The organism is Pseudoalteromonas sp. SR43-7 (genome assembly GCF_014163785.1).
GTDB classification, from domain to species: Bacteria; Pseudomonadota; Gammaproteobacteria; order Enterobacterales; family Alteromonadaceae; genus Pseudoalteromonas; species Pseudoalteromonas distincta.
The window spans coordinates 1-14547 of sequence record NZ_JACJDY010000025.1 but is presented as its reverse complement, the minus strand read 5'-3'; the positions used below and the strand labels follow the sequence as shown (position 1 = coordinate 14547).

At 40.5% G+C, this 14547-nt stretch carries 12 protein-coding genes; 11 read left to right on the top strand and 1 reads right to left on the bottom strand.

The features are described from left to right. The first annotated feature begins 1 nt into the window (after position 1). The 11 genes from thrC to H5087_RS16720 all read left to right on the top strand — a co-directional run bounded on the left by thrC (position 2) and on the right by H5087_RS16720 (position 12097). Complete coding sequence (gene thrC / locus H5087_RS16770) at positions 2 to 1285, top strand: threonine synthase (protein ID WP_182672772.1); 1284 nt, start codon at positions 2 to 4, stop codon at positions 1283 to 1285. Positions 1286 to 1556: 271 nt separating this feature from the next. Continuing rightward, the gene (gene glyA / locus H5087_RS16765; protein WP_002961763.1) at positions 1557 to 2813 is read left to right on the top strand and encodes a serine hydroxymethyltransferase; all 1257 of its coding nucleotides are present in this window, start codon (positions 1557 to 1559) and stop codon (positions 2811 to 2813) included. 104 nt (positions 2814 to 2917) lie between these two features. Further along, positions 2918 to 3367 carry a transcriptional regulator NrdR gene (gene nrdR, locus H5087_RS16760; RefSeq protein WP_002961761.1) on the top strand — a complete coding sequence of 150 codons (450 nt, stop codon included), beginning with the start codon at positions 2918 to 2920 and terminating at the stop codon, positions 3365 to 3367. Between the two features lie 166 nt (positions 3368 to 3533). Next, positions 3534 to 4667, top strand: a complete 1134-nt coding sequence (gene ribD, locus H5087_RS16755; RefSeq protein ID WP_182672771.1) for a bifunctional diaminohydroxyphosphoribosylaminopyrimidine deaminase/5-amino-6-(5-phosphoribosylamino)uracil reductase RibD — start codon at positions 3534 to 3536, stop codon at positions 4665 to 4667. 16 nt (positions 4668 to 4683) lie between these two features. Continuing rightward, the gene (locus H5087_RS16750; protein ID WP_002961757.1) at positions 4684 to 5337 is read left to right on the top strand and encodes a riboflavin synthase; all 654 of its coding nucleotides are present in this window, start codon (positions 4684 to 4686) and stop codon (positions 5335 to 5337) included. A 29-nt stretch (positions 5338 to 5366) separates the two neighbouring features. Beyond that, the gene (gene ribBA, locus H5087_RS16745) at positions 5367 to 6479 is read left to right on the top strand and encodes a bifunctional 3,4-dihydroxy-2-butanone-4-phosphate synthase/GTP cyclohydrolase II (RefSeq protein WP_024603846.1); all 1113 of its coding nucleotides are present in this window, start codon (positions 5367 to 5369) and stop codon (positions 6477 to 6479) included. 100 nt (positions 6480 to 6579) lie between these two features. After that, on the top strand, positions 6580 to 7044 hold the full coding sequence (gene ribE / locus H5087_RS16740; protein WP_002961753.1) for a 6,7-dimethyl-8-ribityllumazine synthase: 465 nt from the start codon (positions 6580 to 6582) through the stop codon (positions 7042 to 7044). Positions 7045 to 7059: 15 nt separating this feature from the next. Further along, positions 7060 to 7470 carry a transcription antitermination factor NusB gene (gene nusB, locus H5087_RS16735; protein WP_002961751.1) on the top strand — a complete coding sequence of 137 codons (411 nt, stop codon included), beginning with the start codon at positions 7060 to 7062 and terminating at the stop codon, positions 7468 to 7470. Positions 7471 to 7516: 46 nt separating this feature from the next. After that, a complete protein-coding gene (thiL, locus tag H5087_RS16730) occupies positions 7517 to 8491 on the top strand; it encodes a thiamine-phosphate kinase (protein ID WP_024596289.1) in 975 nt (324 codons plus the stop codon). After that, the gene (locus H5087_RS16725; protein WP_182196916.1) at positions 8488 to 8973 is read left to right on the top strand and encodes a phosphatidylglycerophosphatase A; all 486 of its coding nucleotides are present in this window, start codon (positions 8488 to 8490) and stop codon (positions 8971 to 8973) included. The genes thiL and H5087_RS16725 overlap by 4 nt, the downstream gene beginning before the upstream one ends. Before the next feature lie 37 nt (positions 8974 to 9010). Then, positions 9011 to 12097 carry a ligand-binding sensor domain-containing diguanylate cyclase gene (locus H5087_RS16720; protein ID WP_182672770.1) on the top strand — a complete coding sequence of 1029 codons (3087 nt, stop codon included), beginning with the start codon at positions 9011 to 9013 and terminating at the stop codon, positions 12095 to 12097. A 41-nt stretch (positions 12098 to 12138) separates the two neighbouring features. Here the strand turns inward: H5087_RS16720 and H5087_RS16715 are convergent, their stop codons facing one another. Further along, complete coding sequence (locus tag H5087_RS16715; protein WP_182672794.1) at positions 12139 to 14250, bottom strand: hypothetical protein; 2112 nt, start codon at positions 14248 to 14250, stop codon at positions 12139 to 12141. Positions 14251 to 14547: the final 297 nt, after the last annotated feature.

Sequence of the window (14547 nt, the reverse complement as noted above, 5' to 3'; positions counted from 1 at the left end):
CATGCAATTACATAATTTAAAAGATAGCTCACAAAAAGTGTCGTTCGTTGAAGCCGTAAAAACAGGTTTGGGTCGTAATCAAGGTGTGTTTTTCCCAGAATCCCTTGCCCCACTGTCCGATGTTGATGCATTGCTTGATATGGACTTTGTTACACGCAGTGGCAAAATATTATCTCACCTAATTGGTGATGAGCTGCCAAGCGACACTGTGGCACAAATGGTTAAAAATGCATTTAACTTTCCAGTTAAGCTGGTGGAAGTTGAAGAGAATACATACTGCTTAGAGTTGTTTCATGGTCCTACGCTTGCGTTTAAAGACTTTGGTGGTCGCTTTATGGCTGAGTGTTTAGCGCAATTTAATAAAGATGAAAAAGTAACTATTTTAACTGCAACATCGGGCGATACTGGTGCAGCCGTTGCGCATGCTTTTTATAACAAGCCGAATATCGATGTTGTCATCTTATATCCTAAAGGCAAAATTTCACTTGCTCAGCAAAAGCTATTTACTACGTTAGGTAACAATATTCATTGTTACGCAGTTGATGGCAGTTTTGATGATTGCCAAGAGCTGGTTAAAAATGCCTTTTTAGATGAAGAAGTTAAATCAACACTTGGGCTTAATTCTGCTAATTCAATTAATATTAGCCGTTTAGTTGCTCAGGTTTGTTATTACTTTGAGGCCATTGCACAACTACCAAAAGAAAAACGCGCAACAGCGCATATATCAGTGCCAAGTGGCAACTTTGGTAATGTATGTGCTGCAATGATTGGTGCGGTTATTGGCTTACCTGTAGGTAAATTAAGTGCAACAACCAACCAAAATGATACTGTGCCGCGCTTTATGCTTGATAAAACCTGGACGCCAAACGCAACACTTGAGTCGCTTTCAAATGCAATGGATGTAAGTAAGCCAAACAACTGGCCGCGTGTGCAAACAATGTTAGATAATAACTGGTTTAGCTACGATAACTTTTATTCAACTAGCGTAAACGAGCAAGACACGCAATCGGTGATGAAAAAAATTCAACAAACGGGTTATGTTGCAGAGCCTCACACTGCTATTGCGTACCAAGGTCTTGTTGAAAATCGAGCGCCAGGGGCCGCGGGTATCTTTTTAGCCACCGCTCACCCTGCTAAGTTTAAAGAAAGCGTAGAGGGTATTTTAAATATTGAATTAGGTATGCCAAAACCACTTAGCGACGCACTAGCAAAACCATGCCTAGCAAGCGATATAAAGGCCGATTACGACGCATTACGTAGAGAAATACTTGCTAAACTTGGCTAAGTTAATTAATTGAAAAAAAGGTGGTTAAGCCGCCTTTTTTTATAACTTTAGGCTATTAAAGCTAGTGAATTGCATTTACTAATTAAATGTAGGAAATAGCATTCATTTAAAATCGTTATGGTTTTATAAGAAAATATCATCTTAAAAAGTCTGTGAAATAGTTTCAATCCCTGTTTAAATATCCTCAACTTAAGAGCGTAGGCAAAGAGTCGTTTAAAGCGTACAATAAAGCCTCTAAAAAACACCATACACGTTGCCCTAGGAGACCCCAATGTTAGAACGTAGCATGAATATTTCGGATTTTGATCCAGAGTTATTTGACGCGATAAACAAAGAAACTGCTCGCCAAGAAGAGCACATTGAACTAATCGCTTCAGAAAACTACTGTAGCCCACGCGTACTAGAAGCGCAGGGTTCACAGCTTACAAATAAATACGCAGAAGGTTACCCTGGCAAACGTTATTATGGCGGTTGTGAGCACGTTGATGTTGTTGAGCAATTAGCAATTGACCGTGCTAACGAGTTATTTGGTTCTGACTACGCAAACGTACAACCACATGCTGGTTCGCAAGCTAATGCTGCTGTTTTTCTAGCGCTATTAGAAGCAGGCGACACTGTACTTGGTATGAGCTTAGCTCATGGTGGTCACTTAACTCACGGATCACACGTAAGCTTCTCTGGTAAGCTTTACAATGCAATTCAATACGGACTAGATGAAACAACGGGCGAAATTGATTACGCACAGGTTGAAGCACTAGCACTTGAGCATAAACCAAAAATGATTATTGGTGGTTTCTCAGCGTACTCAGGTATTGTTGATTGGGCTAAATTCCGTGAAATTGCTGACAAAGTAGGTGCTTACCTGTTTGTTGATATGGCTCACGTTGCAGGTTTAATTGCGGCAGGCGTTTACCCAAGCCCAGTTCCTCATGCACATGTTGTAACTACAACTACTCATAAAACACTTGCTGGTCCTCGTGGTGGTTTAATTATCTCTGCATGTGGCGACGAAGCTATCTACAAAAAGCTTAACAGCGCAGTTTTCCCTGGTGGCCAAGGTGGTCCTTTATGTCATGTTATTGCAGCAAAAGCAGTGGCATTTAAAGAAGCGCTTCAACCAGAATTTAAAGTATACCAAACACAAGTTGTTAAAAACGCAAAAGCAATGGTTGCTGTAATGCAAGAGCGCGGCTACAAAATCGTATCTGACAAAACTGAAAACCACTTATTCCTACTCGATCTAATCGATAAAGATATTACTGGTAAAGATGCAGACGCAGCCCTTGGTAACGCTAACATCACAGTTAATAAAAACTCAGTGCCAAACGATCCACGCTCACCATTTGTAACATCTGGTTTGCGTATTGGTTCTCCTGCAATCACTCGTCGTGGTTTCAAAGAAGAAGAATCAAAAGAGCTTGCTGGCTGGATTTGTGACGTACTAGATAACATCACTGATGAATCTGTACAGGCGCAAGTTAAAGAAAAAGTTAAAGCAATTTGTGCAAAATTACCTGTTTACGCTTAATTTTATAAGCAACAGTAATTTAGATCACAACTGTTTAGTTTTTTGCTAAGATAAAAGGCCGCTATTTAGCGGTCTTTTTTGTTTTAAAACGGAAGTACCGAGCTATGCATTGCCCATTTTGTACCGCAAAAGATACTAAAGTTATTGATTCTCGCCTAGTCGGCGGAGGCCACCAAGTTCGCAGGCGCCGTGAGTGCAACGACTGCCACGAGCGCTTTACTACATTTGAAGGCGCTGAACTGGTTATGCCTCGTGTTATTAAACAAGACGGCAGCCGCGAACCATTTAACGAAGATAAATTATTAAATGGCTTAAATCGCGCACTCGAAAAACGTCCAGTGAGCACAGAGCAAGTAGATGAAGTGGTGAATATAATAAAATCACAACTACGCGCAACGGGTGAGCGAGAAATTTCAAGCCATTTGGTGGGTGAGTGCATTATGGAAGCCCTCAAAAAGCTCGATAAAGTAGCGTACGTAAGATTTGCCTCTGTTTATCGATCGTTTGAAGATATACGCGAATTTGGCGAAGAAATTGCCCGTTTAGGGGAGTAATACCAATTTTATTAAAAATATGATCATTATATCGCATTAAATAGCGCACTCACTGCGTTAAAAATTATTCATATAGAACAACTATATGTCATAATTTTCGCCTTGTTATTGCGCTATCTTCTTAGCGCTATAATGGACCACTTATTTAACGCAATTGGTATAATAAATGCTTAACCAAACTACTTTTACCGAACATGATGAAATGTATATGGCACGCGCCATAGAACTTGCCAAAAAAGGGCGATTTACTACCACACCTAACCCTAATGTTGGCTGTGTATTAGTTAAAAATAATCAAATAATTGGTGAGGGTTTTCATCAATTAGCAGGTCAAGGCCATGCTGAAGTAAATGCACTGGCTGTCGCTGGAAAAAATGCACAAGGTGCAACGGCTTATGTAACGCTTGAACCGTGTAGTCATTATGGCCGTACGCCACCGTGCGCCGAAGGCTTAAAAGCTGCCGGTGTGGTAAAAGTAATTGCTGCTATGGTTGATACAAATCCACAAGTTGCTGGTAAAGGCCTTAAAATACTGAGCGACGCGGGTATTGACGTTGCTTACGGGTTACTCGGATCACAAGCTCGCGCACTTAACGTTGGCTTTTTTAAGCGTATGGAGCAAGGCCTACCTTATGTGATTTGCAAAATGGCAGCGAGTATTGATGGTAAAACAGCGCTTAAAAATGGGCAAAGTAAGTGGATCACAAGCTCTGCTGCTCGACAAGACGTACAATTATACCGAGCGAAAAGCTGCGCTATTTTAACCGGTGCCGATACAGTGTTAGTCGATGATGCTAAACTTAATGTGCGACTAAGTGAGCTGCCTTGCACACTGCCTACTGATTTGCCGCTTCGCCAGCCCGTGCGTGTTATAATTGACTCTCAAAACCGTTTAACACCTGACCTTGCTTTATTTGAAATCCAAAGTGATGTAATAATATTTACGACTAAGGTTGATAAATCATTGCAATGGCCGCATTTTGTAAAGCATATTGAAGTCAGTGAAAGTAACGGTAAAGTTGATTTACAAGCCGTTTTAGAAAAACTTGGGCAACTGCAGTTTAATAATGTTTGGCTTGAAGCTGGCGCAACACTTGCTGGTAAAATGACAGAGCTTAATTTAGTTGACGAGTTTGTTTTTTATTTAGCGCCTAAACTAATGGGCCATGATGCAAAAAGTTTAGTTAATTTTCCTGAATTGACGAGTATGCAAAACACCGTTGATTTAACATTTAATGAATGTGCGCGCATTGGTGACGATTTACGTATCACCGCGTCAAAACTCATTAAAATCACTTAATAAAAAGAGTAGTGCTATGTTTACTGGGATAATAGAAGCCACAGGCAAAATTGCTTTATTACAAAAAAAACAAGGCGACTTAGCCATTCGTATCCAAAGTGCTGATCTTGATATGACAGACGTAAAGTTAGGTGACAGCATTGCAACTAATGGTGTTTGCTTAACTGTAGTTGATAAACATATTGATGGTTTTAGTGCGGATTTATCTAATGAGACGATTAGTTTGACCGGTTTTGCTCACTATGCTTTAGGACAAACGGTAAATCTTGAAAAAGCCATGCAACCTGTTTCTCGTTTAGGCGGTCATTTAGTATCTGGCCATGTTGATGGTATCGCAACGATTACAAGTATTACAGCAAACGCCAGAGCAACAGAATATTGGCTTACAACTGACGAAAATTTAATGAAATACATTCCGTACAAAGGTTCGGTATGTATTGATGGTATAAGCCTGACAGTAAACGCTGTAGAGGGTAATAAATTCAAATTAACAATTGTCCCACACACGAGTGAGCAAACCACAATTGCTCATTTTAAAGTAGGTACTCAAGTTAATTTAGAAGTCGATCAAATTGCACGTTATTTAGAGCGCCTTATAAAGGGTGCAGAGCAACCAACGGGCTCTGATATTTCGATGAGCTTACTCGCTAAAGCGGGTTTTATTAAATAACGAAACTGACAACTTACACGAGCAAATTTATGAATTTACACAGCGCGCAAGAAATCATCGACGATATTAAAGCCGGTAAAATGGTTATTTTAATGGATGATGAAGATAGAGAAAATGAAGGCGATTTAATAATAGCAGCTGAGCATATTAGCGCAGAAGCGATTAATTTCATGGCTACCCATGGCCGTGGTTTAATTTGTTTAACCATGACGCAAGAGCGTTGCGAGCAACTTGATTTACCGTTAATGGTTAAAAACAATGGTGCAGCATTTTCGACTAACTTTACAATGTCGATAGAAGCATCAAAAGGTGTTACAACCGGTATTTCAGCAGCAGACAGAGCACGTACAGTGCAAGCGGCTATAGCTAAAGGCGCAGTCCCAAGTGATATTGTTCAGCCTGGACATATTTTTCCTATTATGGCGCAACCTGGTGGCGTATTAACTCGCGCAGGACACACTGAAGCTGGCTGTGATTTAGCGCGTTTAGCTGGACTTGAAGCATCATCTGTTATTGTTGAAATACTTAATGCTGACGGCACTATGGCACGTCGCCCTGATTTAGAAGTTTTTGCGAAAGAGCACGATATTAAAATTGGCACCATTGCTGATTTAATCGAATACCGCAACTTAAACGAAACAACAATTGAGCAAGTGGCAAAATGTAAGTTACCAACTGTTCATGGTGAATTTGATTTAGTTACTTACAAAGACACAATTGACGGTCAATTACATTACGTATTGCTCAAAGGCGATATAAAAGATCAAGAGCCGACAAATGTACGTGTACATTTGCAAAGTACCTTTAACGATATTCTACTTTCAGACAGAAGTGCTGACCGTAGCTGGGGCCTTTCAGAAGCAATGGCTTATATCGCTAAAAATGAAGGTGCTTTAGTTATTTTAGGTAAGCAAGAAAGCACTGAAGAGCTAGAGGCAACTGTGAAAGCATTTGCAGCAGCTGATGCTGGCGAAAGCGTTACGCCACGTAAATTCAAAGGTACATCTCGTACTGTTGGCGTAGGTTCGCAAATACTTGCCGATCTTGGAATTAAACAAATGCGATTAATGAGTCGCCCTAAAAAGTACCATGCACTTTCGGGCTTTCATTTAGAAGTAGTTGATTACGTTGAGCCACAATAAGCATCACGCTTAAACTAGGCTATTATTTTATTTTTATGGTATGATGCGCAGCAATTTTTGCGCAATCGCAACCGCTTGAACTTATTTTTAGGGTTATCAAATGAAAATTATTGAAGGTAATAAGTACGCTCCAGGCAAAAAATTTGCCATTGTCATTTCTCGTTTTAATGACTTTATTGGTAGCAGCCTCCTTGCAGGTGCTGTTGATGAGCTAAAACGCACAGGTGGCGTATCAGATGACGACATTACCGTTATTTATGTGCCAGGCGCGGTAGAATTACCTTTAGCGGCTAAACGCGTTGCGGCAAAAAAAGAGTATGATGCAATCATCGCATTAGGCGTAGTGATCAGAGGTGGTACACCACACTTTGACCTAGTTGCTGGCGAATCAAACAAAGGTCTTGCGCAAGTATCACTTGAGTATGATATCCCGGTTGCATTTGGCGTATTAACCACAGAAAGCATTGAACAAGCAATTGAGCGTGCTGGCACCAAAATGGGCAATAAAGGCGGCGAAGCTGCTTTAGGCGCGCTTGAAATGGTTAATGTGTTAGATAAAATTTAAGTTTAAGGAATTTTTGTGAAACCAGCAGCAAGACGTAAAGCACGTATCTTAGCACTCCAAGCCGTTTATTCTTGGCAAATAAGTGGCAATTTAATTGCCGATATCGAACAACAAATGTTGATCGAAACAGACGTTACTAAAATTGATGTTGAATACTTTAAAGATCTAGCGACGGGTGTTGCTGTAAATTACAAGCAACTAGACGAAGCTGTATCACCACATTTAACACGTCCGTTTGATGACTTAGATATGGTTGAGCGTGCAATTTTACGTTTAAGCAGCTATGAGCTTAAGTTCCGTGAAGACGTACCTTATAAAGTTGCTATTAACGAAGGTATTGAGCTGGCCAAAATTTTTGGCGCTGAAGACAGCCATAAATTTGTAAACGGTGTACTTGATAAAGCTGTTAAGCATTTACGCAAGTAAGTAAACCGTTAAAGAGGGGAGCCGGCATAGGCCGGCTTTTTTGTGTATGAAGGAATTTGAATTAATTAACCGCTACTTTAAAGGTCGCGGTATCACCCGTCGTGATGTAAACCTAGGTATAGGGGATGATTGCGCTTTAGTAACCGTTCCACAAAACTGCCAACTTGCCGTTACAACAGACACTCTTGTTGCTGGCGTACACTTTTTTGATGATATTTCCCCTCGTGCATTAGGTCACAGAGCGCTTGCTGTTAATTTAAGTGATTTAGCGGCCATGGGCGCTGAGCCGACTTGGGTTTCAGTTGCGTTAACTTTGCCAAGTATTGATCCACAGTGGATTGAAGAGTTTACTGATGGCATGCATGAAATTGCTGAATATTTTAATGTGCAGATTATAGGTGGCGATACAACTCAGGGCCCATTAACCATCACTATTTGTGCGAAAGGGACTGTACCCGAAGGTACTGCACTTCGTCGTAGTGGCGCAAAAGTGGGGGATTGGATTTATGTTACGGGTCCGCTAGGTGACGCTGGACTTGCAATTGAGTCTCGCAAACAAGGTATAAGTATTGAGCCAGAGCATTTAAAGTACGTAAATAAACGCTTTGACTTTCCAACCCCACGTGTTGCTGCAGGGCAGGTATTACGAGGCCTTGCATCATCGGCTATCGATGTGTCGGACGGCTTAATCGCTGATTTAAGTCATATACTGGATATGTCACAAGTAAGTGCAGTGGTGAATATTGAAAGTATTCCAACTTCAGATGCGATGCAAGCAAGCCTTGATTTTAATCAGCAGCTGCCATTTATTCTCAGTTACGGTGATGATTACGAATTAATTTTTACGGTCCCTGATAGCAATAAAAGTATGTTAGAAATAAAGCTACGCCAGTATGGTGTAGATGCAACATGCATTGGCCAAGTTAAAAGTGGCGATGGCCAAATTGAGCTTTTACACAACGGTGAAAAGTTTGATTTTGAACCGCAGGGTTTTGAGCACTTTGCAAAGGAGCTGGTTTGAACAATAACCGCAAGTTTAATTTAAAGCGTCCACATCAGTTTTTTGGTCTGGGCTTTGGGACTGGGCTTGCCCCTAAAGCGCCCGGTACATTTGGTACATTTGCTGCCTTGCCATTCATTTTTATGACCATGTATTATCCGTTATGGCTGCAAATTGTATTTGCCGTTGTGATCAGTATATTTGGTATATGGGCGTGCGGTAAAACGGCTGATGATTTAGGCGTGCACGATCATCCTGCTATTGTATGGGATGAAGTGGCGGGTTATTACATCACTATGATTGGCGCAGCACTTAACTGGCAAACATTACTCGTAGGTTTTTTGTTATTTCGCTTTTTTGATATAGCAAAACCCGGCCCAATCCGTATGCTAGACAAACGAGTACATGGCGGTTTAGGTATAATGGCCGACGATATACTTGCGGGTATTTTTTCGCTTATATGTTTACAAGCGTTAATAAAAGTGGGTTTACTGCCCTTTTAATTTTTATATTTGATTTGTTTAACTAGGTGGCAGCAATATGATGCGATTTTTACTGGTTTGTGTACTTATGTTGTGCGCGACGCCAAGTTGGGCTTCAATTACTGATTACGTAGTTAAGCAATGGAATATAAAAGATGGCCTACCGTCGCAATCACTTAAAAGTGTTGTGCAGGATCAGCAAGGCTATATGTGGCTTGGTACGCAATTTGGTTTAAGCCGTTTTGATGGTACAACATTTACAAATTACAACACGCAAAATAGTCCATTCTTGCCTAGTAATGGTGTTAATAAGCTTTTAGTCGATTCTAGTGGTTTGTTATGGGTAGGCACTAAAAGTGGCTTGGTAGTTATTAACCCAGCCACATTTGCAGCACAAGAATTTAATATTAAAGGTCCAGTAAGGGATATTCTTGAGGACTCTAAAGGTAGCATATGGATTGCGGCCAACGGCTTATACTATGTAGATAGAGGGCAAGTTGATTTACGCACTGAAGTAAATGGTCCTCTACCTATTGTTAATGCTACTGTGATCACACAAATAGTTGGCTCTGTTAGCCAAATGGCACTCTCTCCTGAAGGCATTTGGCTGGTTAATGATCGTCATTTATTACGCCTTACAAAAAACTCATCAGATTTTTCTAAACTACGTTTAGAGCTTACCGCAAAAATATCTTTACCAGAGCGCTTAGCGCAAACCATAGTGCACGATTTATCATTTTTAAATGGTAATTTGTATATAGCTTCTGAGCTAGGTGCATACTTTTTAGATTTAGATGACGAGCTAAGACCTTTTCCTCTACCTAATGCAAATAACTCAGCCGTTTATAAGTTTATGAGTGATACCGATGGTGGCTTGTGGGTTTCGACCTATGGACGCTTATTATTCAGAGATAAAACCGGTGAGTGGCAATGGGTAGAGCCTAGCCAACTCGATCAAAGTATATGGTTTGCTGATATTTTTAGAGATGATAAAAATAACGTTTGGTTAGCAAGCTTTAGTGAAGGCTTGTGGCTTGCTCATGAAGGACGAGTCGAAAGGCATTCAGCAGTTTCAAACATGACCGAATCTGTTATGGCTATTAGCCAAGCACCTGATGGTAAACTGTGGGTTGCGAATAAAAGCGGCATTGGTTATTTCGATTTAGATAAAAGTTTTATTAATTTAGTCCCAAGTAGTAAATATGGATACGCATCAGTACACGATCTACAATTTGATGGTGAGCGATTATATATAGCCACAGGGCGCGGCTTATTTGTTTTTGAAAACAAGACACTTTACACCGTCCCAGGTCGAGCACTTCGCGATAATCCGGTATTTGCAATAAGTCGCTCTAGTAAAGGCGGCTTTTGGATTGGTACCGGACGCGGTTTATATCGATTAAATTATGCTGGTTTAACGCCTTTTGCCTATAACGCTTTTTTAGGTAGTAAGTTTATTACCTACGTATTAGATAAAACAAACTTTGGTGTGATTGGTACTAGTAAGGGCGCATATTACTTTACAGACCGTGGCATTGAAAAAATTGGCGACCAAACAACACTTGAAAGCGCATACGTTACTAGCGTGCTACATATAGATGGCGTGGGTATTTTAATCGGCTCTCTTAACGACGGGCTTTTTTACAGAAGTACGCAAGGGCAATGGCGTCAGCTCGATGCAGCTAATGGTTTACCGTATGGTTCTATATTTAGCCTAGAATATGATGAAAAGTTAAAGCATGTTTGGGTAAGCACCATGAAAGGTGTTTACAGAATGCCTGTAGAGCAATTTAAAACAGAAATAAAAAGCTTAAAAGTTGAAGAAGTAATTTCATCTTTTGACCGTCAACTTGATGGTAAAGCGAATCAATGTTGTAGTGGACTTGGGCATGATGCGGTAGCAGACACCGGAAATTCTATTTGGTACCCAAGCTTACAAGGTGTTGTTGAAATACCTAAAAATGTAGAGCTATTTGGTGTGCTTGCATTAAAGCCAACAATAGAGACAATAACAACGCCACTTCGTCATTTAACTACCGCTGCGCTTGGTAAAAAACCATCATTAGAAACAGACGAGCGTGATATAACGCTAACTTACACAGCTATTGATTACTATGCACCAAACAGCATTGAATTTAGATATAAACTAAGTGGCTTAGATAGTGACTGGCGCTATGCAAATACGCGACGTGAAGCTATTTATACTAACTTGCCTCCTGGCTCGTTTTTGTTTCAATTAGAAGCTAAGCGCCAAGGTGAAGACTGGGCTAAAGCGCAAGATGTAGAATACGGTTTTGTAGTGCCTGAGCGCTTTGACGAAACAATTTACTTTAGGCTTTTAATTACCAGTGGTTTTATTTTGCTTTTTTATCTCATTTTTTGGGTGTTTAGAGCACAAGAGCGCAGAAAACAAGAAGCATTAGAGGGCTTAATCACTGAGCGTACCTTAGAGCTTCGCCAAGCTAATGATAAATTAGGCCAAGTGAATTCACAGCTTAAATTAGTGAGTCACTCAGATGAGCTAACAGGGCTACGTAGTCGCCGCTTTTTGTTTGATCAACTCCCTAAAGATATTGAGCACTTTCAACGTAATTCACAGTCGCTGCAGGCACAAGGTAAGTCACTGGTGCTGGTAATTATTAACTTTGATAACTTCAGCCGTATTAACGATGCGTATGGCCCAATTGCAGGTGATAGCTGCTTACAGCAAATGGCTGCATTGTTAAATTCGCGTACGCAGGGCTCTGACTATGTGGCACGTTGGAGTGGTGATGAGTTTTTATTATTATTACGTGACTTTAAATGCAATAAAATAGACAGCTATGCTTCAGAACTTTGTAAAGTAATAGCGGCTAATTCGTTCCAATTACCAAATGGAAAAACAACTAATATCACGGCATCAATTGGTTGGTCATTTTATCCATTACCTTTATTAGGCGGGCAGGTAATTAGCTGGGAAACCTCTATTAACTTAGCAGATATAGCATTGCATCAAGTTAAAAAACGCGGTGGTGATGGTGTGGCTAATATTACGTTTGATGAGCAGCTCGATGCATTTGAGTTTGAACAAAACTCTAATGTTGATCAGCAGTTAGGTATTTTACAAAGTAATGGCTTGGCAGATATAAAAGTGTGGATGCGATAATGCCCGACCAAGGTTATTGGTCAGGCATGGTGAGGTTAACTCTATTTGTTAAGCCAAGCTGGTAATATTGCAATCGACTCAGGGGCTGTAAATGCCGTACTGGTATCGGCGCTTATATCACCGCCTGCACTGCTTAAAATATTATTAAATCGCATAACCACATTATTTGACTTCTCAGCTACGTATAAATCTGTTCCGGTATACATAATATCAACAGGGTTACCCAGTAGGGTATTTGGACCGCTAATAGTGGTACTTATGTTTACCAAGCCCGATGCCGTTGCTACGTTATTCAATACGTATATTTTGCCATCGTCAGCAACTGCTGCGCTACCAACATCAGAGAGTATTAGCGAGCCACTTAGCGAGTCGTAGTCGATGCCGTGCATGTTGCTTGGTGCTGCTACTGCTGTACCTGCATTTGCTGGCATTATAAGCCTATCCTCAACTGCAATATTAGTACTACCAGCCATTAGTTTGCTTTTAACTTCGTCAAATACAGCAACGGTTCCATTTGTTAGTGCTACAAAAGCTCGATCAGTGTTTGCATCGTAATCAACATCCCAAGGGCGAGCATCGTTTGCAAACGTAAGCGTCATTAATGGGCTTGCATCCCCTGTGGTGCAAGTTGAAAATATTGAAATACTTGGAGTATCTGCATTATTTTCTGCAACTAAAATCATACCGCTATCAGAAGCCACATCAAGACCTTTAGGAGATATAAGGCCTGTATTCGAACCAGTAATAATGCTGTCTTGGTTCGTATTATAAGTTTGCCCATCTCTGTTTATTGCCACTTTATTTGAAATAATAATACCGCCAATTGAGGTTGTACTGTTATCGAATGTTGTATAACTATTACCCGCTTTATCAAAAGTTACACTTTCGATAGTTTGACTTGCATTATAGTTGCCAATTTCTGTGTTAAGTTGTGAACTTAATCGACTAATTTGCCCAGTTGTTTCACCTGCAGTGCCCGGATTACTACTTACAGCAACACCTAGCAGCGCCATATTAGCGGTATCACTATCTGAAATATCAGCCATCTCATTTTGTATACCCAGTTTAGTAATTGACTCAGGTTTAATTGTTGAGGTAACTAAATCAGGAGTGATATCGCCGCTCTCACCTGAAAATATATTGCTGAACACAAGAACAGCATCATTTGATTTTTCAGCTACACGTAAGTCACTACCTTCAAGGCTAATATCAACTGGGTTACCAAGCATTGTTGCTGGACCGGCAATACTTCGTGCAACGCTTACTAAGCCCTCTGCAGTTGAAGCATTATTAATTACAAATAACGAACCATCGGTTGCGTCTGAGGCACTGCCTACATCAGACAAAACAAGTTTATTAGTATTTGAGTCATAAACAATGCCGTGAATATTTACAGATATTTGCGTGCCATCATTATTACTTGGAGTAATTGTGCGGCTTGGCATTGCGGCAAATTCACCACCAACAAAATTATCATAAACGGCTACATCACCATTTGTTAGTGCTACATAAAGGCGGTCGTTAGATTCATCATAATCAACATCCCACGGCGCCGCTTCTGTAATAGTTGTGCCTAAAGGCGCTGCATCGCCCGCGGCTGTAGCGCCAAAAGTCGTTACTTGCATAGCGCCAAAGTCAGCAATAAAAACAAGGCCACTCTTTTGTGCTACAGCTATTCCTTTAGGGTTTACCAGTGTTGTGTTAGTACCTGTTATTTCGCGATCTGTATTAGCTGTATAGGTTGCGCCGTCACTACGATTTGCAAGCTGGCAAATAGTTTTAATACTGCCATTTTCGCTGTCGCTTGCTTGCAATAAATTACCTAAGCTATCAAATGCAACGCCTTCGTTAGCTGTTGTATTAAAGGTTTTTAGTTTAGAGGCGTTTTGGTTAATTAAATCGATAGTGCCCGTATTGCTCTCGCCATTGTTTGCCAAAATTAATGTGGCTGATGCAAAACCAGGGTTGCCATTTGTACCGTCGGTACCGTTTTGTCCATCGGTGCCTGCAATACCATCTACGCCGTTTTCACCATCGTCTGAGCTACAGCCTGTAATGCCGATTAATACTGCAAGTGTTAAAGCTGAAAAACTAAGCGTGTGTTTAAGTGTGTTTTTTTGTGCTGAATGAGTTGTTAAATTAGCTTTATTCATCATTTTTACCTTTTAAATATTCCATCAAATGTAGGTAAATAACGCGCTTGCTCATAAGGCATAGACTAAGCGGCACCGATTATTTACATGTTAACCTCATATCAATAACGGCTATAAAATGAAACTGGATGCAAAAAAGTTAAAATTAAAAACAAAAAAAGGAGCCTTGAGGCTAATGCCAGTCAGTTAAGCTGACTGGCATCTTTCTTTTTATGGGGATACTTAGATGGTTTTGGCTTAACCCATCGGGGATATCTTCTATCCTCTCGTCTAGCTGGAAGCTTAAATAAGAGCAGT

Coding starts and splice junctions, on each gene's coding strand:
- ribD (WP_182672771.1), top strand. CDS start 3,534: ATGCTTAACCAAACTACTTTTACCGAACATGATGAAATGTATATGGCA.
- thiL (WP_024596289.1), top strand. CDS start 7,517: ATGAAGGAATTTGAATTAATTAACCGCTACTTTAAAGGTCGCGGTATC.
- glyA (WP_002961763.1), top strand. CDS start 1,557: ATGTTAGAACGTAGCATGAATATTTCGGATTTTGATCCAGAGTTATTT.
- H5087_RS16715 (WP_182672794.1), bottom strand. CDS start 14,250: ATGAATAAAGCTAATTTAACAACTCATTCAGCACAAAAAAACACACTT.
- H5087_RS16750 (WP_002961757.1), top strand. CDS start 4,684: ATGTTTACTGGGATAATAGAAGCCACAGGCAAAATTGCTTTATTACAA.
- ribE (WP_002961753.1), top strand. CDS start 6,580: ATGAAAATTATTGAAGGTAATAAGTACGCTCCAGGCAAAAAATTTGCC.
- H5087_RS16720 (WP_182672770.1), top strand. CDS start 9,011: ATGATGCGATTTTTACTGGTTTGTGTACTTATGTTGTGCGCGACGCCA.
- thrC (WP_182672772.1), top strand. CDS start 2: ATGCAATTACATAATTTAAAAGATAGCTCACAAAAAGTGTCGTTCGTT.
- nrdR (WP_002961761.1), top strand. CDS start 2,918: ATGCATTGCCCATTTTGTACCGCAAAAGATACTAAAGTTATTGATTCT.
- ribBA (WP_024603846.1), top strand. CDS start 5,367: ATGAATTTACACAGCGCGCAAGAAATCATCGACGATATTAAAGCCGGT.